Below are 21,361 nucleotides of genomic sequence, written 5' to 3'. Positions count from 1 at the left end.
AGGGCGGCCGCATGCTGAGGGCGATCTATCGCGCGCTGTGGTGGCTCGTCGCGCCGGCCGCCGTGATCCGGCTCTATGTGCGTTCGCGCAAGGAGCGCGGCTATCGCGAGCATATCGGCGAGCGCTTCGGCCACGTCGCGGGCCGTTCGCCGGACGATCGCGCGCCGCTGATCTGGGTGCATGCGGTGTCGGTCGGCGAGACGCGCGCCGCGCAGCCGCTGATCGATGCGCTGATGCACGCGCGCCCCGATGCGCGCATCCTGCTCACGCACATGACGCCGAGCGGCCGGGCGACGGGCGAACAGATCTTCGGCGATCGCGTGCTGCGCTGCTACCTGCCGTACGACATGCCGGGCGCGGTGCGGCGCTTCCTGCGCGCATGGCGGCCGACGCTCGGCCTCGTGATGGAAACCGAGGTGTGGCCGACGCTGATCGACGAGTGCCGCCGCGCGGACGTGCCGCTCGTGCTGACCAATGCGCGGATGTCCGCGCGTTCGTTCCGGCGCGCGGCGAAGTTCGGCACGGCGACGCGCGACGTGTTCGGCGGCTTCTCGCGCGTGCTCGCGCAGAGCCCGGCCGATGCGGAGCGGCTGACGTCGCTCGGCGCCCGCAACGTGACCGTGCTCGGCAACCTGAAATTCGACATGACGACGCCGCCGGAGCTTGCGGCACGCGGCCATGCATGGCGCGACGCGATCGGCGCGCGGCCGGTGTGGGTCGCGGCCAGCACGCGCGAGAACGAGGAAGCGCTGGTGCTGCAGGCGTTCGCGGAAATGCGCACGCCCGGCGCGTTGCTGGTGCTCGTGCCGCGTCATCCGCAGCGTTTCGCCGAAGTCGAGGCGCTCGTCCCGCGCAGCGGGCTCAAGTGCGTGCGGCGCTCCGCCTGGGCGGCCGATGCGGCCGCGCTCGCGGCCGGCCGGCCGGCCGCCGAACCGTTGGCCGGCGACGTGACGGTGCTGCTCGGCGATTCGATGGGCGAGCTCGGCGCGTACTACGCGGCGGCCGACATCGCGTTCATCGGCGGCAGCCTGCTGCCGCTCGGCGGGCAGAACCTGATCGAAGCGTGCGCGGTCGGCGTGCCGGTGCTGATCGGGCCGCACGTGTTCAACTTCACGCAGGCGACCGCCGATGCGGTCGCGGCCGGTGCGGCGATGCAGGTCGCGGATCCGCTCGATCTCGCGCACGTGCTCGATGCGCTGTTCGCCGACAAGGCGCGGCGCATCGCGATGGGCGCGGCCGGCGCGGCGTTCGCGTCGCGTCACCGTGGCGCGACCGCGCGCACGGTCGACGTGCTCGCCGCGTTGCTGCCGGCCGGCGAAGCCGGTGCGCGTGCGCTGCCGGGTGGGCAGGACGCCTCTTCCGAAGACGAATAGACGAAGGGCGGCGCGATGCCGCCCGCACGCATGGCGGCGACGTGAGCCGCCGCCATGCCGCTCACACCGTCAGCAAACCCTTCTTCTCGATGAACGCGATCACGTCCGCGACGCCGTCGAGCGCCTTCAGGTTCGTCATCACGTAAGGCCGCTCGCCGCGCATCTTCCGCGTGTCGGACGCCATCACGTCGAGATTCGCGCCGACCAGCGGCGCGAGGTCGGTCTTGTTGATCACGAGCAGGTCGGACTTCGTGATGCCGGGGCCGCCCTTGCGCGGAATCTTCTCGCCGCCGGCCACGTCGATCACGTAGATCGTCAGGTCCGACAGCTCGGGGCTGAAGGTCGCCGCGAGATTGTCGCCGCCGGACTCGATGAACACGATGTCGGCATCTGGGAAGCGCGACAGCATCCGGTCGACGGCTTCGAGGTTGATCGACGCATCCTCGCGGATCGCCGTGTGCGGGCAGCCGCCCGTCTCGACGCCCATGATGCGTTCCTCGGGCAGCGCGCCCGCGACCGTCAGCAGCCGCTGGTCTTCCTTCGTATAGATGTCGTTCGTGATCGCGACGAGGTCGTACTTGTCGCGCATCGCCTTGCACAGCATTTCGAGCAGCGTGGTCTTGCCGGAGCCGACGGGGCCGCCGATGCCGACGCGCAGCGGCGGCAGTTTCTTCGTGCGGCGGGCGGAGGAGGGAGCAGGTGCGTTCATGGTCGGGCGAAGAGGTTCAGGAGCGGAACAACCGCGAATACTGGGTTTCGTGCCGCGCGGACAGGATGCCGAGCTGCGGCGCGAACGTGTTGACGGCGTCGGGCGGCGTCGCGAGCGCGCGGCGCACGGCGGCGTCGATCGCGCCGCGCAGCGCGACGATGATGCGTTGTCCGGCGAGCTGCCCGAGCGGCACGGCTTTCAGCGCGGCGGACGTCTGGTTCTCGACCCAGCCGAATGCATACGCGGCGAGCGTCGCGTCGGCACTGGCGTCGTGTGCGGCGGCCGCGTACGCGAACGCGGTCGGCAGTGCGATCGGCGACAGCGACGCGAGCGTCGCGCGGCGTGCGGCGTCGCCCCATTCGAGCGACGCGCACAGTTGCGCGAGCGACCAGCCCATCTGTTCGGTTTCGCGGCGCAGTTCGGCCGATTCGCGGCTCGCGACGAACCACGCGTTGTCGGCGGCGAGCGCGTGCGTGTCGTGCGCCTGCCAGCGGGCGAGCTGGTGCGCGAGGAACGGCAATTCGCCGTGCGCGAGCACGTCGGTCAGGCCGCTCGCGATCCAGTCGCGCGCGGAATCGGCGTCGCGGATCAGGTTCGCGTCGAGCGCGGCTTCAAGGCCCTGCGAATAGCTGTACGCGCCGATCGGTAGTGCGGGCGACGCGAGGTGCAGCAGCGCGACGAGTTCAGTGGTGGTCATGACCGTGGTGGCCGTGCGTGCAGCCGGGACCATGCTGATGGCCGTGATCGTGATCGTGGTCGTGATCGTGATCGTGATCGTGATCGTGCGAATGCGAATGTCCATGGTGTTCGCCGAACACCTGCTGCGCCAGCGCATAGTCCTCGGCGAACGTCGCGTCGTGCCCGTGCTTGTGGCCGCCGCCGTACGCGCCGGCTTCCGGCTGGAACGGCGCGCGCGCCTCTTCGACCTGCGTGCCGAGTCGGCGCAGCATGTCCGCGAGCACCGGATCGGCTTCGAGCTTCAGGTAGCCGTCGCCGATCTCGACCGGCGTATGGCGGTTGCCGAGATGGTAGGCGGCGCGCATCAGCGTGAGCGGATCGGCGGCGCGCACGAGCAGCACCGTTTCGGATGCCGCGGCGATACGCACGAGCGCGCCGTCGTCGGCGACGAGCACGTCGCCGTCGCGCAGCACGGTGCCGCGCGGCAGCAGGACCGCGACGTCCTCGCCGGTGTCGAGCGTCGCCGCGAGGCGGCTCTTGCAGCGGGCGTCATAGGCGAGCGTGAGCGTCGGCGCGCGCGCGACGAGCGACGCGGCGAGTTTCACGTTCGGGGCAATGCGTTTGTCGAGGGTGCGCATGACACTGAGGATTCCGGATCAGAACAGGAAATAGCGCTGCGCCATCGGCAGCACCGTTGCCGGTTCGCAGGTGAGCAACTGGCCGTCGGCGATCACGTCGTAGGTTTCCGGGTCGACGCTGATCGACGGACGCCATGCGTTGTGGATCATGTCGGCCTTCGTCACGTTGCGGCAGTTGCGCACCGGCACGATCCGCTTCGCGAGGCCGTAGCGCTCCGCGATGCCCGCATCGGCCGCCATCTGCGACACGAAGGTCAGCGACGTGCGCGCGAGCGCGCCGCCGCGCGTCGCGAACATCTCGCGGTAGTGGACCGGCTGCGGCGTCGGGATCGACGCGTTCGGGTCGCCCATCTGCGCGAGCGCGATCATCCCGCCCTTCAGGATCATCGACGGCTTGATCCCGAAGAACGCGGGCTCCCACAGCACGAGGTCGGCCCACTTGCCGGGCTCGATCGAGCCGACTTCATGCGCGATGCCGTGCGTGAGCGCCGGGTTGATCGTGTACTTCGCGACGTAGCGTTTCGCGCGGAAGTTGTCGTTGCGCGCGCCGTCCTCCGGCAGTGCGCCGCGCTGCACCTTCATCTTGTGCGCGGTCTGCCACGTGCGGATGATCACTTCGCCGACGCGGCCCATCGCCTGCGAATCGGACGACAGCATCGACAGCGCGCCGAGATCGTGCAGGATGTCCTCGGCCGCGATCGTCTCGCGGCGAATGCGCGATTCGGCGAACGCGAGATCCTCGGCGATTGACGGATCGAGGTGATGGCACACCATCAGCATGTCGAGATGCTCGTCGAGCGTGTTGATCGTGTACGGGCGCGTCGGATTGGTCGACGACGGCAGCACGTTCATCTCGCCGCACACCTTCAGGATGTCGGGCGCATGGCCGCCGCCCGCGCCTTCGGTGTGGTACGTGTGGATCGTACGGCCCTTGAACGCGGCGACCGTCGATTCGACGAAGCCGGCCTCGTTCAGCGTGTCGGTGTGGATCGCGACCTGCGTGTCGGTGTCGTCGGCGACCGACAGGCAGTTGTCGATCGCAGCGGGCGTCGTGCCCCAGTCCTCGTGCAGCTTCAGGCCGATCGCGCCGGCCGCGATCTGCTCGACGAGCGGCTGCGGCAGGCTCGCATTGCCCTTGCCGAGGAAGCCGAGGTTGATCGGCCAGCCGTCGGCCGCCTGCAGCATCCGCTCCATGTGCCACGGGCCCGGCGTGCAGGTCGTCGCGTTGGTGCCGGTGGCCGGCCCCGTGCCGCCGCCGAGCATCGTCGTGACGCCCGAGGCCAGCGCCTCGTCGATCTGCTGCGGGCTGATGAAGTGAATGTGCGTGTCGATGCCGCCCGCCGTCACGATCAGCCCTTCGCCGGCGATCACTTCGGTCGCGGCGCCGATCGCGATCGTCACGCCCGGCTGGATGTCGGGGTTCCCGGCCTTGCCGATCGCGGCGATGCGGCCGTGCTTGATCGCGATGTCGGCCTTCACGATGCCCCAGTGATCGAGGATCACCGCGTTCGTGATGACGGTATCGGGCACGTCGGCGGCCACGCGCTGCGACTGGCCCATCCCGTCGCGGATCACTTTCCCGCCGCCGAATTTCACTTCCTCGCCGTAAGTAGTGAAGTCGCGTTCGATCTCGATCAGCAGTTCGGTATCGGCGAGCCGCACGCGGTCGCCCGTCGTCGGCCCGAACATTTCCGCGTACGCGCGGCGGCTCAAGCGTAGTGTCATGTTGCTGTTCCTGAAGAGCGGGGCGGCTTACAGCGGCCCCATCACCTTGCCCTGAAAACCGTAGACGGCGCGATCGCCCGCGAGTGCGACCAGCTCGACGGTGCGCGTCTGGCCCGGCTCGAAGCGCACGGCGGTGCCGGCCGCAATGTTCAGGCGAAAGCCGCGCGCGGCCACGCGATCGAACGACAGCGCGTCGTTGACTTCGAAGAAGTGGTAGTGCGAGCCGACCTGCACCGGGCGATCGCCGGTGTTCGCGACGACGAGCGACAGCGTCGCGCGGCCCGCGTTCAATTCGTGTTCGCCGTCGTCGGTGAGGATTTCGCCGGGGATCATGCGGGGCCTCACGGAATCGGGTGGTGGACGGTCACGAGCTTCGTGCCGTCGGGGAAGGTCGCTTCGACCTGGATGTCGGGAATCATTTCCGGCACGCCGTCCATCACGTCGTCGCGCGTGAGCAGCGTCGTGCCGTAATGCATTACCTCGGCCACGGTCTTGCCGTCGCGCGCGGCTTCCATCAGCGCCGCGGTGATGAAGGCCACCGCCTCCGGATAGTTGAGCTTCAGGCCGCGCGCGCGGCGGCGTTCGGCAAGCAACGCCGCCGTGAAGATCAGCAGCTTGTCCTTTTCGCGGGGAGTCAGTTTCATGAAGGCAGGCGTTCAGGAAAACGTAATTTTTATCGGTGCGCACGCAACCGGGCAGGAGGCGGATCATCGTAGCACCGCGCTGTTTGGCGTGCGTCGTGTATCGCTTATGTAAGCAGCAAGGGCCGTGCCATGTGCATCCGGCGTGCTGTCGTGCGCATTCATGGTGCGCGATGCATGTACAGGGTGCGCGGTGTGGGGTGGCGTTGCGCCGAAACGGTGCGTGGCGCGACCGCGATCAGGTTTGCCAGAGACGCAGCGGCCGCGCGTCGACGCCGTGCACGATCGGTCGCAACTGCAGCCAGGAGTCGGTGAAGTGGCGCTGCAGCGCTTCCATCGACGTCGCCAGCGCGCGCACGAGTACGACGCCGGGCGTCACGCAAGTGGCGCCCGCGCGCAGCGTGTCGTCGAACGGCATGTGCGCGGCGAGCGATTCGGCGAGCGCGGCATCGCACGCGGCGCCGGCCGCCCACAGCGTGCCGTACACGGGAAAACCGGCGAGGCCCTGCAGCGCGCCGCGCAGCGGATCGTGCGCGTCGAGCAGCGCGCGCTCGGTCCACAGCGGTCGGCCGTCGGCATCGACGAGCGCCGATGTCGACACGATGCGTCCCGCCGACCAGGTTTCGCCGGCCGCCTGCCGGCCCAGTTGCGTCGCGTCCCAGCCGATTGCGCTCGCGCCTGCGCCGAGCGTCACCGTGAAGTCGAGTGCGGCGTGCGCCGCGTCGAAGAACAGGTTGTTCTGCGGCAGCCAGTCGAGTTTCGCGTGCGCGCCGACCGCGATGCCGATGCGCTGCGTCGCGTCGAGCCCGTTCGACTTGTACCACTTGGTCGCGCCGGGCGTCGTCAGCACCGCGTGCGTGCCGTCGCCGAGCGCGATGTCGATGTCGAGCCGGTCGCCGCCCGCGACGCCGCCCGGTGGGTGCACGATCACCGCGTGGCAGACCGCGTCGCCTTCCGGGTACAGCGGCCGCTGCACGCGCAACGGGCCGTCGTGCAGCCGGTGCGCGAGCGTCGTGCGCGCACCGTGCCGCTCGAAGCCGAGTTCGAGGCGGCCGCGCCACGACTTGGCGACGGCGGGGCGGGACAGCGGGGCGTGCGAATCGGGGGCGGACATCGGCGGCGAACGGGAAACGAGGAAGCGGGTGCGAAGAACGTGGATGCTACCGGAACAATAATGCAGATGCCGCGTTCGCAGGAAGTGCCGCGTGCGGGCGTCCCGCGAGTCGGCCGTACGTGTTCCCCGCCGTGCCTACCGCCGTGCCTACCGCCGTGCCTACCGTCACACCGCGATCAACTCGCGCACGCCGTTCGCCTCCATGTCCCGCGCGTCCCCTCCCGCGACAATCTCACCGCGGCTCATCACCCAATATCGATCGGCGATCGATCGCGCGAAATCGTAATACTGTTCGACGAGCAGCACGGTCATCTTCGATTCGTCGACGAGCTGGCGCAGCGTGCGCCCGATGTCCTGGATGATCGACGGCTGGATGCCTTCGGTCGGCTCGTCGAGGATCAGCAGCTGCGGCTCGCTCATCAGCGCGCGGCCGATCGCGAGCTGTTGCTGCTGACCGCCCGACAGGTCGCCGCCGCGCCGCGCACGCATGTCCTTCAGCACCGGGAACAGGTCGTAGATGCGATCGGGCACTTTCGACGGCGCCTTGCGGCTCGCCGCGCCCACGAGCAGGTTCTCCTCGACGGTGAGCCGCGGAAAGATGTCGCGGCCCTGCGGCACGTACGCGAGCCCGGCCGCGACGCGCGCATACGGCGGCAGTGCGCCGAGCGCGGTGCCGCGCCACGACACGCTGCCGCTTTTCGCGGCGACGACCCCCATCAGGCAGCGCAGCAGCGTGCTCTTGCCCACGCCATTGCGGCCGAGCAGCACGGTGAGCTTGCCGTCGTCGGCGGCGAGGTTCACGTTGCGCAGGATATGGCTGCCGCCGTAGTACTGGTTCAGCGCTTCGATTTTCAGCATCGCATCATCGTCCGAGGTAAGACTCGATCACCGCGTCGTCGCGCTTGACCTGGTCGAGCGTGCCGTGCGCGAGCACCGCGCCTTCGGCCATCACCGTCACGCGCCCCGTGTCGCCCGCGAGCGCCGCGACGAACTCCATGTCGTGCTCGACGACCATCATCGAGCAGGTGCCGCGCAGCGTGTTCAGCAGCTCGGCGAGTTCCATCGTCTCGTGGTCGGTCATCCCGGCCGCCGGCTCGTCGAGCAGCAGCAGCGCGGGACGCTGCATCAGCAGCATGCCGATTTCGAGCCGCTGCTTCTGCCCGTGCGACAGCTCGCCGGCCGCGCGATACGCTTGGCTTTCGAGGCCGATCAGCGCGAGCGTCTCCTCGATCTTCGCCTGCGCGGTACGGTCGAGCCGCGCGCGCAGCGACGCGAGCCAGCCCTTGTCGGTCTGCATCGCGAGTTCGAGGTTTTCCCACACCGGATGCTGTTCGAACACGGTCGGCTTCTGGAACTTGCGGCCGATGCCCGCCCGCGCGATCTCGGGTTCGTTCATCCGCGCGAGATCGATCGTCTGGCCGAGAAACACCTTGCCCGCATCGGGCCGCGTCTTGCCGGTGATGACGTCCATCATCGTCGTCTTGCCCGCGCCGTTCGGTCCGATCACGCAGCGCAGCTCGCCCGCGTCGATCGCGAGCGACAATTTCTTGAGCGCACGAAACCCGTCGAAGCTCACCTCGATATCCTCGAGATAGAGGATCGTGCCGTGCGACGTGTCGATGCCGGCCGGCACGACGCGCCCCATCGACGCGCTGCCGCTGACGGCGAGCAGCTCGTCCTCGGGCGGCGGCGTGAACTGATAGAGAGCCGTTCCGTTCATGCGCGTTTCCCCTTCGCGAGCACGGTTTCGACGAGGCCCATGATCCCGCGCGGCAGCAAGAGCGGCACGAGCACGAAGATCAGGCCGAGGAAGAACAGCCAGTATTCGGCGAAGTACGCGGTGAAGAAACTTTTCGCGCCGTTCACCGCGAACGCGCCGACGATCGGCCCGATCAGCGTGCCGCGCCCGCCCACCGCGACCCAGATCGCCATCTCGATCGAGTTGCCGGGCGACATCTCGCCGGGATTGATGATGCCGACCTGCGGCACGTACAGCGCGCCGGCGATGCCGCACAGCACGGCCGACACGGTCCACACGAACAGCTTGTACGCGAGCGGGCTGTAGCCGAGGAACATCAGCCGCGTCTCGCCGTCGCGCACCGCGGTCACCACGCGTCCGAGCTTGCTCGTGACGATCGCGCGCGCGGCGACGAACGCGAGCACGAGCGTCGCGAAGGTCAGCAGCAACAGCACCGTGCGCGTGCCCGGCGACGTGATCGAGAAGCCGGCGATGCGCTTGAAATCGGTGAAGCCGTTGTTGCCGCCGAAGCCCGTCTCGTTGCGATAGAACAGCAGCATCGCGGCGAACGTCATGGCCTGCGTGATGATCGACAGGTACACGCCCTTCACGCGCGAGCGGAACGTGAAGAAGCCGAATACCCACGCGAGCACGGCCGGCACGAGCACGACGAGCGCGAGCGCCCACGCGAGATGCTGCGTGCCGCTCCAGTACCACGGCAACTGGTGCCAGTCGAGGAACACCATGAAGTCGGGCAGGTCGCTGCCGTACTTGCCTTCGCGGCCGATCTCGCGCATCAGGTACATGCCGATCGCATAGCCGCCGAGCGCGAAGAACAAGCCGTGGCCCAGGCTCAGGATCCCGCAGTAGCCCCACACGAGATCGAGCGCGAGCGCGGCGATCGCGTAGCACATCAGCTTGCCGGCGAGCGTCATCGTGTACGCGGACAGATGGAACGCGCTGGCTTCCGGCGCGACGAGCGCGGCGAGCGGCACGCCGACGCCGATCGCCACGCATAGCGCGACGAGCGCGAGCCACGCGCGACGCGAGAGCAGCGCGGGGCGGGGCGGCAGGCCGAGCGCGAAGCCGTCCGCCGCGCGCGCGCCGGCAGCGGGCTTCGACGTGTCGGCGACCGGGTTCGACATCGAATCGGTGTATGAAGTCACGTCAAGCCTCCGCGCTGCGGCCCTTCGGCGCGAACATGCCCTGCGGGCGTTTCTGGATGAACAGCACGATCATCACGAGCACCGCGATCTTCGCGAGCACGGCGCCCCAGAACGGTTCGATCGCCTTGCTCGCGAGGCCAAGCCCGAAACCGCCGAGCACGGTGCCGGCGATCTGCCCGACGCCGCCGAGCACGACGGCCATGAACGAATCGATGATGTAGTTCTGGCCGAGATCGGGGCCCACGTTGCCGATCTGCGACAGCGCGCAGCCGCCGAGGCCCGCGATGCCCGCGCCGAATGCGAACGCATACGCGTCGACGCGGGCGGTCTTCACGCCGACGCACGCGGCCATCCGGCGGTTCTGCGTGACCGCGCGCACGAACAGACCGAGCCGCGTCTTCGTCAGCACGGCCCACGCGACGAACACCACCGCGAGCGCGAACGCGAGGATCGCGAGCCGGTTGTACGGCAGGATCAGGTTCTGCATCACCGTCACGCCGCCGCTCATCCACGACGGGTTCACGACCTGCACGTTCTGCGCGCCGAACAGCATGCGGGTGGCCTGGATCAGGATCAGGCTCACGCCGAAGGTCGCGAGCAGCGTTTCGAGCGGGCGACCGTACAGGTGCCGCAGCACGAGCCGCTCGAGCACGATGCCGACGAGCGCGGCCACCGCGAACGACACCGGCACGGCGACGAGCGGATACCAGTCGAATGCGCCGGGCGCGTAGCGCTGGATCAGCGTCTGCACGACATAGGTTGCGTACGCACCGATCATCAGGAATTCGCCGTGCGCCATGTTGATCACGCCGATCAGCCCGTACGTGATCGCGAGGCCGAGCGCGGCGAGCAGCAGCACGCTGCCGAGCGACAGGCCGGCGAACACCGTGCCGACGATCTCGCCGCGGCGCTGCAGCGCGTGCAACGTATCGAGCCCTTGTTGCGCGGCGTCGCGCACGCGCGCGTCGGGTTCGGCGAAGCTGCCGTCGGCGTTCTTCGCGACGAGCGGGCGCAGTTGTTCGATCATGTCGAGATCGCTGCGCGCGGCCACCACCTGCGCGGCTTCGAGGCGTTTCGCCGGATCGGCATCGTGCAGCGCGGCGATCGCCCACAGTGCATCGAGACGGCGCTTCAACGCCGGATCGGTTTCCTTTGCGCGCGCGCGATCGATCATCGGCTTGAGCGCCGGGTCGGGCGACTTCAGCAGCGCGTCGATCGCGTCGCGGCGCGTGGCCACGTCGGGCGACGCGAGCGCGAGGCCCGACAGCGCGCCGGCGATCTTCGTGCGCAGCAGGTTGTTCAGCATCACCGGCTGCGCATCGCCGGCCGGCGTCGCGGCCTGCGTGAGCGCGTCGTATGCGGTGTCGCCGGACTGGATCAGCAGGTGGCCGTCGCCGGTCGCGAGCGCATCGCCGCTCGACAGCGCGTTGAGCACCGCAACGGCGCGCGGATCGGTGTCGGCGGCGAGCCGTTCGATCGCGGCCGTCTTCGCGTCGAAGTCGTCGCCGGCGAGCGCGGCGGTGTCGGCCGCCGTCAGCGCGAACGCGGCGTGCGGCAGCAGGCCCGCGAGGGCGGCGCATGCCGCGATCGCGCGGGCGGCTCGGCGAAAGCGTGTAGGCATCGGGAAATCCTGTCGGGCGTGGGGGAGCGGAGCGGTGCGACGCTGCGTCGGCGCGGGCGATTCGTCACGGCAAGCGCGGCCGGCGCATCGGCAGCGGGCGGGCAAGCGTGCGGCACGTCGCACACGAAGCGCGACGCGCCGCACGGCATCACGCCAGCGCCGCGCGCTGCCGGCGCAGGAACGCCGGGATCGAGCTGACGACGTCCGGCTTGCCCTGGTTGCCCGCGATGAACGGGCTCCACGGCTGCGCGCGCACGGCCGTCTTCGTTTTCCACACGACGTTGAACTGTCCGTCGCCGCGGATCTCGCCGATCATCACCGGCTTGTGCAGGTGATGGTTGCCGTCCATCGCGAGCGTGAAGCCCGACGGCGCGGCCACCGTCTGGCCGATCATCGCGACGCGCACCTTGTCGACGTCGGTGCTCTTCGCCTTCTCGACGGCCTGCTTCCACATGTGGATGCCGACGTAGGTCGCTTCCATCGGATCGTTGGTCACGCGCTTCGCGCCGCCCGGCAGGTTGTTCGCCTTCACCCATGCGGCGAACTGGTCCTTGAACTTCGTGTTGGTCGGGTTCTTCACCGACATGAAATAGTTCCACGCGGCGAGGTGGCCGACGAGCGGCTTCGTATCGATCCCGCGCAGCTCTTCCTCGCCGACCGAGAACGCGACGACCGGCACGTCGGTCGCCTTGATGCCCTGGTTGCCGAGTTCCTTGTAGAACGGCACGTTGGAATCGCCGTTGATCGTCGAGATCACGGTCGTCTTGCCGCCCTGCGCGAAGGTCTTGATGTTCGCGACGATGGTCTGGTAATCGCTGTGGCCGAACGGCGTGTAGACCTCCTGAATGTCGGCGTCCTTCACGCCCTTCGATTTCAGGAACGCGCGCAGGATCTTGTTGGTCGTGCGCGGATACACGTAGTCGGTGCCGAGCAGGAAGAAGCGCTTCGCGCCGCCGCCTTCCGCACCCATCAGGTACTCGACGGCCGGAATCGCCTGCTGGTTCGGCGCGGCGCCCGTGTAGAACACGTTGCGCGACATTTCCTCGCCTTCATACTGCACCGGGTAGTAGAGCAGCCCGTTCAGCTCCTCGAACACCGGCAGCACGGACTTGCGTGACACCGACGTCCAGCAGCCGAACACGCAGGCGACCTTGTCCTGCGTGAGCAGCTGGCGCGCCTTCTCGGCGAACAGCGGCCAGTTCGACGCCGGGTCGACCACCACCGGTTCGAGCTTGCGACCCATCACGCCGCCGCTCTTGTTGATGTCGGCGATCGTCATCAGCGCGGTGTCCTTCAGCGACGTCTCCGAGATCGCCATCGTGCCCGACAGCGAATGCAGGATGCCGACCTTGATCGGGCCGGTGCCCGCATCGGCCGCGTGCACGAACGGGCTCTTGCCCGCCAGCGCGAGCGCGCCGGCCATCGAACCGAACTTCAACAGACTGCGACGTTTCATCGGGATCCCCTTGTCGTGTTGGATGCGCGTGCGCCGTGGCGGCGCCGGCCATCGTGTAACGCAAGGCATGTGCCAGTCGCGCGGATGCACGCCCGGCGTGCCTGCGCGGGGCACGGGCGGGCACCAGCGGGCATCGGCGCGGTGCGGATGACGCGCCGTGCAGCATGCGCGGTCCGTTGCGGTGCAGACGCACGGGCACAAATGGTGCACGACGGTGCGGCGGCGTCGAAACGCAGGGAAACCGGGGGAGGAAAAGAGAAACGGGCGCGCAGTGCGCGCCCGTTCGGCGGATCGGTGCGGCCGGCGGCGGGGTGCCGGGCGGCGCGGCGGCGCATGATGCGCCGCGGGAAGGATCGATCAGTAGCGCGGCACGGACGGATCGACGTCGCGCGACCACGCGTCGATCCCGCCTTGCAGGTTGTACAGCTTCGTGAAGCCGCGCGATTCGAGGAACATCGCGACCTGCGCGCTGCGCATCCCGTGATGGCACACGCAGACGATTTCCGCTTCGTCGTCGAGCTCTTCGCTGCGCGCGGGAATCTGCTGCATCGGAATCGCCACGCTGCCGGCGATCTGCGCGGTCGCGATTTCCCACGGCTCGCGCACGTCGAGCACGACCGGCGCGGGGCGCGCCGTGTCGCCGAGCCATTCCGCGAGCATCGCGGGCGTCAGGATCTGCATGGAGGCTCCGCCGCTCAGAACTTGAAGCGCGACGGCTCGATCGCGTTGACGAGGTGGTCGATGTACGTTTCGAACACGTCGGCGACGCGGTACTGCTTGTCGTCGATGCGCGTGATGATCTGCGCCTTCATCACCGGACGGCCGCCGACGAACGCCGCCAGGCGGCCGCCGACCTTCAGCTGTTCGAGCATGTCCTGCGGCACGACCGGCAGGCCGCCCGCGACGCAGATCACGTCGTACGGCGCCTTGGCCGCCCAGCCGCGCGAGCCGTCGCCGAGCACGACTTCGGCGTTGGTCACGCCGTCGTTGCGCAGGTTGTCTTCCGCGAACTTCGCGATCGCCGGATCGATCTCGACGGCCGTCACGTGCTGCGCGCGATGCGCGAACAGCGCGGCCAGGTAGCCCGAGCCCGCGCCGATCACGAGCACGTTCTCGTGCTTCTTGACCGCCAGCTCCTGCAGCACGCGCGCTTCGACGCGCGGGAACAGCATCTTGCTCGCGCCGCCCGGCAGCGGCAGTTCGAGATCGGCGAACGCGAGATCGCGGTATTGGGCCGGCACGTAGTTTTCACGCTTGACGATCGACAGCAGGCCCAGGACATCCAGATCCAGCACGTCCCACGGACGGATCTGCTGTTCGATCATGTTGAAACGCGCGTTTTCGATATTCATGGTGTGGTCACGCAGCCAGGTCGGCCATCAGCGGGGATAGAGAAACTTCGTGATTGTACCAAACGGCACGGCCGCGAAGCCTTCAGGCGGCCTGCAACAGACCTTTACCCTTTGCTCTTCTTGATCTGCGCCTCGAACGCGAGGTCGAGCTTGCTCGCCTTGCGCGGTTTTTTGGGGCCAAATTCGTCGACGAACTTGACGAATTCGTCGAGCGGCAGCGGCTCGCAGCGCTTCTCGGCAGTGCCGCCCGAGCGGTCGACGAGATAGAACAGACCGCCCGCCATCGCGACGGCCGCGAATTGCGGGTTGCCGGAGCGGGTCTTCAGGCGTTCGACCGCGTGGGTCGCTTTGGTGGTGCGCATCTTGGGGGCTGGCGAAGCGGATGTAAGCCTCACACTGTATCAAACCGGTCGCCCGCGTGCGGCCGGCGCCCGCGTGAACCGCCCTAAACCGTGCGCGAGTAGCGCTGCCGCGACGTCTGGCCGAGGTACGCGTCGAACGCCATCGCGATGTTGCGCACGACCATCCGGCCGGCCGGATGGATCGTCAACCGGTCGTGCGCGATCGTCAGCAGCCCGTCGCGCTCGAACGGGCGCAGCGCGTCGAGCTCGCGCGCGAAATGATCGGCGAAGCGGATGCCGTGCGCGGCCTCGACGTGCGAGAACGGCAGTTCGAGGTTGCACATCAGTTGCGTGATCACGTCGCGGCGCAGCCGGTCGTCCGGCGTGAGGCGGACGCCGCGCGCGATCGGCAGCCGGCCCGCGTCGAGTGCGGCGCCGTACGCGGGCAGGTCCTTCGCGTTCTGCGCGTAGACGTCGCCGACCTTGCCGATCGACGACACGCCGAAGCCGATCAGGTCGGTATCCGCGCGCGTGCTGTAGCCCTGGAAATTGCGCTGCAGCGTGCCGTTGCGCTGCGCGCGCACGAGTTCGTCGGACGGCCGCGCGAAGTGGTCCATCCCGATGTACACGTAGCCGGCCGACGTCAGCATGTCGATCGCGAGGCCGAGCAGCGCGATGCGCGCTTCCGGCGGCGGCAGCGTCGCATCGTCGATCTGCCGCTGCATCTTGAACAGGTGCGGCATGTGCGCGTAACCGAACACCGACAGGCGATCGGGCGCGAGCTCGATGATCGTCTCCAGTGTGCGTGCGAACACGGCGACCGTCTGGTGCGGCAGCCCGTAGATCAGGTCGACGCTCACCGAATGGAAGCCTGTCGCGCGTGCGGCGGCGAGCAGGTCGGCCGTCATCGCGCGCGGCTGGATGCGGTTGATCGCCTGCTGCACGACCGGGTCGAAATCCTGCACGCCGAGGCTCAGCCGATTGAAGCCGATCGTGCGCAGATGGACGAGCGTCGCCGGCGTGACCGTGCGCGGATCGATCTCGATCGAGAACTCGGCGTCGGCGTCCGGCGCGAGCGCGAAATGCTCGCGCGTGGCCGCCATCAGCTCGGCCGTTTCGTCGTCGGACAGGAAGGTCGGCGTGCCGCCGCCCCAGTGCAGTTGCGTGACGGGGCGCGACGGATCGAACAGCGCGGCCTGCAGCGCCATTTCGCGCTTGAGCTGGTCGAGATACGGGCGCGCACGGCGGCGGTTGTTGGTCGCGATCTTGTTGCAGCCGCAGTAGAAGCACGCGGTGTTGCAGAACGGGATGTGGAAGTACAGCGACAGGTCGCTCGACGAGGCGCCGGGGTCGCCGGCCGCGCGGACGTAGTCGGCCGGATCGAAATCCTCGCGGAACTGCAGCGCGGTCGGGTACGACGTATAGCGCGGCCCGTTCACGCCGTATTTCGTGAGCAAATCGGGACGGAACACCGGGTCGACAGATCCAGAACGCATGGCGGTCTCGCGCTTTTTTAGATGGTTTCGAGTATAGGAACACGCGGTCGGGCTGCATTGTGTAATAACGTCGCAGCCGGCGATGGCACAATGCGGGGTGGGGCTGCCGGACGCCGCGTCCGGTTGCCGCATCGTTTTGGGTTGTTCGTTGTTCGTCGAGAGAGCCGAGTGTCCGTCGAAATGCCTGTCCGCGCGGCGCCCGCCGACGTCCCGCCGCCGCATGCGTGCCGCGAGGGCTGCGGCGCGTGCTGCATCGCGCCGTCGATTTCCAGCCCGATTCCGGGCATGCCCGACGGCAAGCCGGCGGGCGTGCGCTGCGTGCAGCTCGGCGACGACCTGCGCTGCATGATCTTCGGCCGGCCCGAGCGCCCCGCGTGCTGTGCCGGGCTGCAGCCGTCCGCCGACATGTGCGGCGCGTCGCGCGACGACGCGCTCGCGTGGCTCACGCGCCTCGAGGCCGCGACGCGGCCGGCGCATCCAGGAGAGAAATCAGCATGACCGTCCCTCGCGCGCCCGGCCGGCGCCGTTTTCTCGCTGCCGCCATTGGCGCCGTCGGCGTGTGCGTATCGCTTGCCGCGTGCGCGTCGACGTTCCCGTTCATCCCCGATCACTACACGTTCTCGCGCGGCGACGTGCAGAAGGCCGTCGCGCGGAAGTTTCCTTACCAGAAGACGGTCGCCCAGGTCGTCGACGTGTCGCTCGCGAATCCGGCCGTCAACCTGCTGCCGGACCAGAACCGCGTCGCCGTGCAGCTCGACGCGAACTTCGTGAGCCCGTTCCTGCGCGGGCCCGTCAGCGGCAAGTTCACCGTGTCGGGCCAGCTCGCGTACGACGCGCCGAGCCGCTCGGTCGTGCTGAAGGCGCCGGCCGTCGACAGCCTCGCGCTCGACGGCGACGCGCAGATGTACGCGCAGCAGGTGGGCGCGGCCGCCGGCCTGCTCGCGACGCAGCTGCTGACCAACTATCCGATCTACACGTTCAAGCCGGAACAACTGCAATTTGCCGGAGTGAACTACGAACCCGGTACAATTACGATCCTTACAAACGGCATACGCGTGGCGATCGTCGAAAAGTGACGACGGGGCGCGCACGGCCGGGTGGGCCGCGCGCGCAAGAGTGGCCTTTTCTTTCGACCATTTCGGAGTTGGGCCACGGATGGACTGGATCCTGATCTGCAAGGCATTGATCCTCGGCGTCGTCGAGGGGCTGACGGAATTCCTGCCGGTGTCGAGCACCGGTCACCTGATCGTCGCGGGCAGCTTCCTGAATTTCAACGATTCGCACGCGAAGACGTTCGACGTCGTGATCCAGTTCGGCGCGATCCTCGCGGTCTGCTGGGAATACCGGCAGCGGATCGTGTCCGTCGTGTCCGGGCTGCCGAGCCGGCCCGATGCGCAGCGCTTCACGCTGAACGTCGTGATCGCGACGATTCCCGCGATCGCGCTCGGCCTCCTGTTCGAGAAGAAGATCAAGGCCGTGCTGTTCTCGCCGGTGCCCGTCGCGTTCGCGCTCGTCGTGGGCGGCGCGATCATCCTGTGGGCCGAGGCGCGGCAGCGCGAACGCGGCGAGCCGCCGCGCGTGATGTCGGTCGACGCGCTGACGCCGCTCGACGCGCTCAAGGTCGGACTCGCGCAGTGCTTCGCGCTGGTGCCCGGCATGTCGCGCTCGGGCTCGACGATCATCGGCGGGATGCTGTTCGGTCTCGACCGACGCGTGGCCACCGAATTCTCGTTCTTCCTCGCGATTCCGATCATCTTCGGCGCGACGCTCTACGAAACCGTGAAGGACTGGCAGGCGTTTACCGTCGATTCGCTCGGCCTGTTCGCGCTCGGGCTCGTGTCGGCGTTCGTCAGCGCGTTCGTGTGCGTGCGCTGGCTGTTGCGCTACGTCGCGACGCACGATTTCACGGTGTTCGCGTGGTACCGGATCGCGTTCGGACTGTTCGTGTTGCTGGTGGGTTACAGCGGCTGGCTAAACTGGGCGTGAGGCTGGCGAGCGGTCGATGCGCCGCTCGATGAAAAAATCCCGACCGGCGCGAGACGCCGGTCGGGATTTTTTATGCTGCGCAGGGTGGGACGCTCAGCTTGCGCGCTTGCGGAACACCAGGTCCCACACGCCGTGGCCGAGCCGCAGCCCGCGCCGTTCGAACTTCGTCACCGGGCGGTAGTCGGGGCGCGGCGCGTAATCGGCGGCCGTGTTTTCGAGCGTCGGTTCCGCGCCGAGCACTTCCAGCATCTGCTCCGCGTAGTTCTGCCAGTCGGTCGCGCAGTGAATGTACGCACCGGGCTTCAGGCGCGACGCGAGATGCGCGACGAGCGGCGGCTGGATCAGCCGGCGCTTGTGGTGACGCGCCTTGTGCCACGGATCGGGAAAGAAGATGTGGACGCCGTCGAGGCTTTCCGGCGCGATCATGTGCTCGAGCACCTCGACCGCGTCGTGCTGGATGATGCGGATGTTCGATAGATCCTGCTCGCCGATCAGCTTCAGCAGCGCGCCGACGCCCGGCTCGTGCACCTCGACGCCGAGGAAGTCATCGCCCGGGCGGTGCGCGGCGATTTCCGCGGTCGACGCGCCCATCCCGAAACCGATCTCGAGGATGCGCGGTGCACTGCGGCCGAAGATCGCGTTCCAGTCGGGCAGTTCCGGCGCATACGGGACGACGAAGCGCGGGCCGAATTCGTCGAGCGCGCGGCGCTGGCCGGTCGACACGCGGCCGGCGCGCGTCACGAAGCTGCGGATGCGGCGGCGGTGCAGCGGGTTGACTTCGTCGGCGCCTTCCGTGGCTTCGCCGGCTTGGTCGGCTTCGTCGGGAATGGCGTCGTCGTGCGGCGGAAGGCCGGCTTCGTTCGGATCGTCGTGCATCATCGGTACAGAGAAAGGCTCGGTTCGGGCGAGGGCCCGTTGCGCAGCAATGCTGCCGGGCGATTCGGCGCATGGTACAAAAAAGCCGCCTTCGACGAGGCGGCTCATGCGCAGGCTGTCGTGCAGCCGGAAAGTGGAGCGGGCGATGGGAATCGAACCCACGTCATCAGCTTGGGAAGCTGAGGTAATGGCCATTATACGACGCCCGCAGAACGCGCAATTCTACAGGGGTTTGGGTGGGGATGGCAAGCGGGGCGTCTGGGCCGCCGGTATCGAAACTGCTGCGGCCCGACTGGCCTGCCAGCCAATGTCGAAAATGGACGAGTCGGTGTCGGAAGCGTACAAGCCCTGGTAAAGCTTTCGAACTAACGTGACAGGCCTCTCATACGATCGTCAGTCTGGAGCCGACATGTCCGATTTCATCACCGTTCTGCGCAAAACCTGCCCGACGCCTGTTCTCGATGCGACCAAGTGGAAGCGCATTGGCGGCGATCCGCACACCGTGAACCTCAACGCGTACGTCTCGAAGGACGGCAGCAAGATCATGGGCACGTGGATCTGCACGCCGGGCAAGTTCGAGGTGAATTACGAAAAATGGGAGTACTGCCACTTCCTCGATGGTTACTGCATCATCACGCCGGAAGGTGAGGAGCCGCAGCACCTGAAAGCCGGCGACGTGTTCGTGATCGAACCCGGCATGAAAGGGACGTGGGAAGTGGTGGAGACCGTGCGCAAGTACTTCGTCTTCGCCTGAGCGGGCGGTCGATTCTATCCAACCCCTGCATACCGTCATCGCCCCACGTCTTCGCGGTTCACGAAGCCGGGAGGGGCGAGCGAGGATTCCGGTTCAATAAAAGTCGTCCCGGGTTCGGAAACAGCGCGCTGAGGGCAGCCACAGGCTTGGCGCGCTTCGTTATCCAGCCGCAATCCATGACGAATTGAACGCACGGTTGTCCGGCGACGACACGATGACGCTCGCCACCGGTCCTGCACACCGTCACGCAAACCCCTAAGATGCAGCGATCCGCCCACCGCTTCCGCTGCCGCGCATGAACCTTCCGCCTGCGCCGGACGCCCCTCCGGAGCCCCGACCATGCGCATCACCGCGATCCACGAACGCGCGATTCCCGTATCCCGCTATGCCGATCCGGCGATTCCGTCCGGCGGCCTGACGACGAGCGTCGTCGCGGTCGTGACCGACGTCGTGCGCGACGGCCGCCCGGTGACGGGCTACGGCTACGCGTCGATCGGCCGCTTCGCGCAGGGCGGCCTGATCCGCGAACGGTTCGCGCCGCGCCTGCTGGCTGCCGCCGACTCACTCGCCGACGAAGCCGGCACGAACCTCGACCCGTTCCCCGCATGGCGCGCGATGATGGCCGGCGAGAAGCCGGGCGGGCACGGCGAACGCTGCGTCGCGGTCGGCACGCTGGACATGGCGATCTGGGACGCCGCCGCGAAGATCGCAGACCTGCCGCTGCATCGCTTCCTCGCCGATCGTCTCGGACGCACGCCGCAGTCGCGCGTGCGCGTCTACGCGGGTGGCGGCTACCGCTATCCGCATGACGATCTCGCGCGCCTGTCGGACGAGATGCGCCGGATCGTCGATCTCGGCTACACGCACGCGAAGATCAAGATCGGCGGCGCGGATTTCGAGCAGGACCGGCGCCGCATCGACGCCGCGGCCGCACAGCTCGCCAGCCCTTCGCATCTCGCAGTCGACGCGATGAACACGTACGACGCGACGACGGCCTACGAGGCGGCGAACATGCTTGCGCCGTTCGATCTCTGGTGGTTCGAGGACATCTGCGATCCGCTCGACCTGCCGCTCCAGGCAGACGTCGCCACGCGATACGCATCGCCGATCGCGGCAGGCGAAGCGCTGTTCTCGCTCGCGGAAGCGAAGCTGCTCGACCGTTACGGCGGCCTGCGTGCCGACCGCGACGTGCTGGTGTTCGATCCCGTGCACAGCTACGGGCTGTCGGGCTATCTGCAGATCGTCGATCACTTCGTGTCGCGCGGCTGGCGGCGCGACGCGTTCTGGCCGCACGCCGGTCATCTGTTCTCGCTGCACGTCGTCGCGGCGCTCGGGCTCGGCGGGGCGGAAGTCAGCCCGTTCGCATTCCATCCGTTCAGCGGACTGGCCGATGGCGAAAACGTTGACGCGGGACACGCACGCGTACCGCAGGCGCCGGGCATCGGATTCGAGCTGCATGCCCACGCGCACGACGCGTTCCGCGCGATATCGGAATCGGTGCCGGTGTTTCGCGGCGTCTAGCAGGCTGTTGAAAAGCGCCTCGCTTTGATGACTGGGGCACTGTTTAAAAGGATTTCGTATGCGCTTGGCTGCCGAGTTGCCAACGAATCGCCGAAGCTGGACCGTTCGCGAGCGATCCAGCCGGCGCGTTGCCGTACGACGGCCGCGCTTGGGCGGCTCATTGCACCGCTCCTTGC

Annotated in this window: 23 protein-coding genes and 1 tRNA gene; 6 read left to right on the top strand and 18 right to left on the bottom strand. The window is 68.1% G+C overall.

The window, feature by feature from the left end:
- Positions 1–11 precede the first annotated feature (11 nt).
- Positions 12–1,373, top strand: coding sequence for a lipid IV(A) 3-deoxy-D-manno-octulosonic acid transferase (waaA, locus tag HWX76_RS03955; RefSeq protein WP_176015529.1), 1,362 nt, complete (start codon positions 12–14; stop codon positions 1,371–1,373).
- Positions 1,374–1,434: 61 nt separating this feature from the next.
- On the opposite strand, the gene ureG is transcribed toward waaA, so the two are convergent.
- The 16 genes from ureG to hemN form a co-directional block, all read right to left on the bottom strand.
- A complete protein-coding gene (gene ureG, locus HWX76_RS03950; RefSeq protein WP_050011650.1) occupies positions 1,435–2,082 on the bottom strand; it encodes an urease accessory protein UreG in 648 nt (215 codons plus the stop codon).
- A gap of 16 nt (positions 2,083–2,098) precedes the next feature.
- Positions 2,099–2,779, bottom strand: a complete 681-nt coding sequence (locus tag HWX76_RS03945) for an urease accessory UreF family protein (protein WP_089488219.1) — start codon at positions 2,777–2,779, stop codon at positions 2,099–2,101.
- The gene (ureE, locus tag HWX76_RS03940; RefSeq protein ID WP_124630646.1) at positions 2,766–3,398 is read right to left on the bottom strand and encodes an urease accessory protein UreE; all 633 of its coding nucleotides are present in this window, start codon (positions 3,396–3,398) and stop codon (positions 2,766–2,768) included. The genes HWX76_RS03945 and ureE overlap by 14 nt, the downstream gene beginning before the upstream one ends.
- Before the next feature lie 18 nt (positions 3,399–3,416).
- A complete protein-coding gene (gene ureC, locus HWX76_RS03935; RefSeq protein WP_050011647.1) occupies positions 3,417–5,123 on the bottom strand; it encodes an urease subunit alpha in 1,707 nt (568 codons plus the stop codon).
- A gap of 27 nt (positions 5,124–5,150) precedes the next feature.
- Entirely contained in the window at positions 5,151–5,456 is a 306-nt protein-coding gene (locus HWX76_RS03930; RefSeq protein WP_050011646.1) for an urease subunit beta, read from the bottom strand.
- Positions 5,457–5,464: 8 nt separating this feature from the next.
- On the bottom strand, positions 5,465–5,767 hold the full coding sequence (gene ureA, locus HWX76_RS03925; RefSeq protein WP_006406310.1) for an urease subunit gamma: 303 nt from the start codon (positions 5,765–5,767) through the stop codon (positions 5,465–5,467).
- Positions 5,768–6,002: 235 nt separating this feature from the next.
- On the bottom strand, positions 6,003–6,878 hold the full coding sequence (locus tag HWX76_RS03920) for an urease accessory protein UreD (protein ID WP_176015528.1): 876 nt from the start codon (positions 6,876–6,878) through the stop codon (positions 6,003–6,005).
- A 165-nt stretch (positions 6,879–7,043) separates the two neighbouring features.
- Complete coding sequence (urtE, locus tag HWX76_RS03915; protein WP_124638654.1) at positions 7,044–7,736, bottom strand: urea ABC transporter ATP-binding subunit UrtE; 693 nt, start codon at positions 7,734–7,736, stop codon at positions 7,044–7,046.
- A 4-nt stretch (positions 7,737–7,740) separates the two neighbouring features.
- Positions 7,741–8,598: an urea ABC transporter ATP-binding protein UrtD gene (gene urtD, locus HWX76_RS03910; RefSeq protein ID WP_050011643.1), complete on the bottom strand. Its 858-nt coding sequence runs from the start codon at positions 8,596–8,598 to the stop codon at positions 7,741–7,743.
- Complete coding sequence (gene urtC, locus HWX76_RS03905; protein ID WP_089488222.1) at positions 8,595–9,782, bottom strand: urea ABC transporter permease subunit UrtC; 1,188 nt, start codon at positions 9,780–9,782, stop codon at positions 8,595–8,597. Before urtC ends, urtD begins: the two co-directional genes overlap by 4 nt.
- A 1-nt stretch (position 9,783) precedes the next feature.
- Positions 9,784–11,403, bottom strand: coding sequence for an urea ABC transporter permease subunit UrtB (gene urtB, locus HWX76_RS03900; protein ID WP_050011641.1), 1,620 nt, complete (start codon positions 11,401–11,403; stop codon positions 9,784–9,786).
- Between the two features lie 148 nt (positions 11,404–11,551).
- Positions 11,552–12,859 carry an urea ABC transporter substrate-binding protein gene (gene urtA / locus HWX76_RS03895; protein ID WP_089488223.1) on the bottom strand — a complete coding sequence of 436 codons (1,308 nt, stop codon included), beginning with the start codon at positions 12,857–12,859 and terminating at the stop codon, positions 11,552–11,554.
- 357 nt (positions 12,860–13,216) lie between these two features.
- Positions 13,217–13,540, bottom strand: coding sequence for a rhodanese-like domain-containing protein (locus HWX76_RS03890; protein WP_006476692.1), 324 nt, complete (start codon positions 13,538–13,540; stop codon positions 13,217–13,219).
- Between the two features lie 14 nt (positions 13,541–13,554).
- A complete protein-coding gene (locus HWX76_RS03885; RefSeq protein WP_050011639.1) occupies positions 13,555–14,211 on the bottom strand; it encodes a protein-L-isoaspartate O-methyltransferase in 657 nt (218 codons plus the stop codon).
- A 104-nt stretch (positions 14,212–14,315) separates the two neighbouring features.
- A complete protein-coding gene (locus HWX76_RS03880) occupies positions 14,316–14,573 on the bottom strand; it encodes a hypothetical protein (RefSeq protein ID WP_006488573.1) in 258 nt (85 codons plus the stop codon).
- 83 nt (positions 14,574–14,656) lie between these two features.
- On the bottom strand, positions 14,657–16,048 hold the full coding sequence (hemN, locus tag HWX76_RS03875) for an oxygen-independent coproporphyrinogen III oxidase (protein WP_176015527.1): 1,392 nt from the start codon (positions 16,046–16,048) through the stop codon (positions 14,657–14,659).
- A gap of 180 nt (positions 16,049–16,228) precedes the next feature.
- Here hemN and HWX76_RS03870 point away from each other — a divergent pair, with 180 nt between their 5' ends.
- The 3 genes from HWX76_RS03870 (at position 16,229) to HWX76_RS03860 (ending at position 18,034) form a co-directional block, all read left to right on the top strand.
- On the top strand, positions 16,229–16,546 hold the full coding sequence (locus HWX76_RS03870) for a YkgJ family cysteine cluster protein (RefSeq protein WP_050011805.1): 318 nt from the start codon (positions 16,229–16,231) through the stop codon (positions 16,544–16,546).
- Entirely contained in the window at positions 16,543–17,124 is a 582-nt protein-coding gene (locus HWX76_RS03865) for a DUF1439 domain-containing protein (protein WP_089488226.1), read from the top strand. Before HWX76_RS03870 ends, HWX76_RS03865 begins: the two co-directional genes overlap by 4 nt.
- Positions 17,125–17,203: 79 nt before the next feature.
- Positions 17,204–18,034, top strand: coding sequence for an undecaprenyl-diphosphate phosphatase (locus tag HWX76_RS03860; RefSeq protein WP_050011636.1), 831 nt, complete (start codon positions 17,204–17,206; stop codon positions 18,032–18,034).
- A gap of 93 nt (positions 18,035–18,127) precedes the next feature.
- Here the strand turns inward: HWX76_RS03860 and trmB are convergent, their stop codons facing one another.
- Together trmB and HWX76_RS03850 are read right to left on the bottom strand one after the other, a co-directional pair.
- Positions 18,128–18,913 carry a tRNA (guanosine(46)-N7)-methyltransferase TrmB gene (gene trmB / locus HWX76_RS03855; protein ID WP_050011635.1) on the bottom strand — a complete coding sequence of 262 codons (786 nt, stop codon included), beginning with the start codon at positions 18,911–18,913 and terminating at the stop codon, positions 18,128–18,130.
- Between the two features lie 131 nt (positions 18,914–19,044).
- Positions 19,045–19,119 (bottom strand) — tRNA-Gly (locus tag HWX76_RS03850).
- Between the two features lie 200 nt (positions 19,120–19,319).
- Here HWX76_RS03850 and HWX76_RS03845 point away from each other — a divergent pair.
- Together HWX76_RS03845 and HWX76_RS03840 are read left to right on the top strand one after the other, a co-directional pair.
- The gene (locus tag HWX76_RS03845) at positions 19,320–19,664 is read left to right on the top strand and encodes a cupin domain-containing protein (RefSeq protein WP_006496617.1); all 345 of its coding nucleotides are present in this window, start codon (positions 19,320–19,322) and stop codon (positions 19,662–19,664) included.
- A 339-nt stretch (positions 19,665–20,003) separates the two neighbouring features.
- Positions 20,004–21,185 carry an enolase C-terminal domain-like protein gene (locus tag HWX76_RS03840; RefSeq protein WP_176015526.1) on the top strand — a complete coding sequence of 394 codons (1,182 nt, stop codon included), beginning with the start codon at positions 20,004–20,006 and terminating at the stop codon, positions 21,183–21,185.
- Positions 21,186–21,361: the final 176 nt, after the last annotated feature.

It is taken from the genome of Burkholderia sp. BCC0398, from assembly GCF_902833245.1.
Lineage (GTDB): Bacteria > Pseudomonadota > Gammaproteobacteria > Burkholderiales > Burkholderiaceae > Burkholderia > Burkholderia sola.
The sequence above is the reverse complement of the archived record's forward strand: the minus strand, read 5'-3'. Positions and strand labels throughout refer to the sequence as shown.

Excerpts from the sequence above, each read along its gene's own strand:
- waaA (WP_176015529.1), top strand. The coding sequence starts at position 12 with ATGCTGAGGGCGATCTATCGCGCGCTGTGGTGGCTCGTCGCGCCGGCC.
- ureC (WP_050011647.1), bottom strand. The coding sequence starts at position 5,123 with ATGACACTACGCTTGAGCCGCCGCGCGTACGCGGAAATGTTCGGGCCG.
- HWX76_RS03845 (WP_006496617.1), top strand. The coding sequence starts at position 19,320 with ATGTCCGATTTCATCACCGTTCTGCGCAAAACCTGCCCGACGCCTGTT.
- trmB (WP_050011635.1), bottom strand. The coding sequence starts at position 18,913 with ATGATGCACGACGATCCGAACGAAGCCGGCCTTCCGCCGCACGACGAC.
- urtE (WP_124638654.1), bottom strand. The coding sequence starts at position 7,736 with ATGCTGAAAATCGAAGCGCTGAACCAGTACTACGGCGGCAGCCATATC.
- HWX76_RS03870 (WP_050011805.1), top strand. The coding sequence starts at position 16,229 with ATGCCTGTCCGCGCGGCGCCCGCCGACGTCCCGCCGCCGCATGCGTGC.
- HWX76_RS03860 (WP_050011636.1), top strand. The coding sequence starts at position 17,204 with ATGGACTGGATCCTGATCTGCAAGGCATTGATCCTCGGCGTCGTCGAG.
- ureG (WP_050011650.1), bottom strand. The coding sequence starts at position 2,082 with ATGAACGCACCTGCTCCCTCCTCCGCCCGCCGCACGAAGAAACTGCCG.
- HWX76_RS03865 (WP_089488226.1), top strand. The coding sequence starts at position 16,543 with ATGACCGTCCCTCGCGCGCCCGGCCGGCGCCGTTTTCTCGCTGCCGCC.
- HWX76_RS03920 (WP_176015528.1), bottom strand. The coding sequence starts at position 6,878 with ATGTCCGCCCCCGATTCGCACGCCCCGCTGTCCCGCCCCGCCGTCGCC.
- hemN (WP_176015527.1), bottom strand. The coding sequence starts at position 16,048 with ATGCGTTCTGGATCTGTCGACCCGGTGTTCCGTCCCGATTTGCTCACG.
- urtD (WP_050011643.1), bottom strand. The coding sequence starts at position 8,598 with ATGAACGGAACGGCTCTCTATCAGTTCACGCCGCCGCCCGAGGACGAG.
- HWX76_RS03945 (WP_089488219.1), bottom strand. The coding sequence starts at position 2,779 with ATGACCACCACTGAACTCGTCGCGCTGCTGCACCTCGCGTCGCCCGCA.
- urtA (WP_089488223.1), bottom strand. The coding sequence starts at position 12,859 with ATGAAACGTCGCAGTCTGTTGAAGTTCGGTTCGATGGCCGGCGCGCTC.
- HWX76_RS03885 (WP_050011639.1), bottom strand. The coding sequence starts at position 14,211 with ATGAATATCGAAAACGCGCGTTTCAACATGATCGAACAGCAGATCCGT.
- HWX76_RS03840 (WP_176015526.1), top strand. The coding sequence starts at position 20,004 with ATGCGCATCACCGCGATCCACGAACGCGCGATTCCCGTATCCCGCTAT.
- ureA (WP_006406310.1), bottom strand. The coding sequence starts at position 5,767 with ATGAAACTGACTCCCCGCGAAAAGGACAAGCTGCTGATCTTCACGGCG.
- HWX76_RS03930 (WP_050011646.1), bottom strand. The coding sequence starts at position 5,456 with ATGATCCCCGGCGAAATCCTCACCGACGACGGCGAACACGAATTGAAC.
- HWX76_RS03880 (WP_006488573.1), bottom strand. The coding sequence starts at position 14,573 with ATGCGCACCACCAAAGCGACCCACGCGGTCGAACGCCTGAAGACCCGC.
- ureE (WP_124630646.1), bottom strand. The coding sequence starts at position 3,398 with ATGCGCACCCTCGACAAACGCATTGCCCCGAACGTGAAACTCGCCGCG.
- urtB (WP_050011641.1), bottom strand. The coding sequence starts at position 11,403 with ATGCCTACACGCTTTCGCCGAGCCGCCCGCGCGATCGCGGCATGCGCC.
- HWX76_RS03890 (WP_006476692.1), bottom strand. The coding sequence starts at position 13,540 with ATGCAGATCCTGACGCCCGCGATGCTCGCGGAATGGCTCGGCGACACG.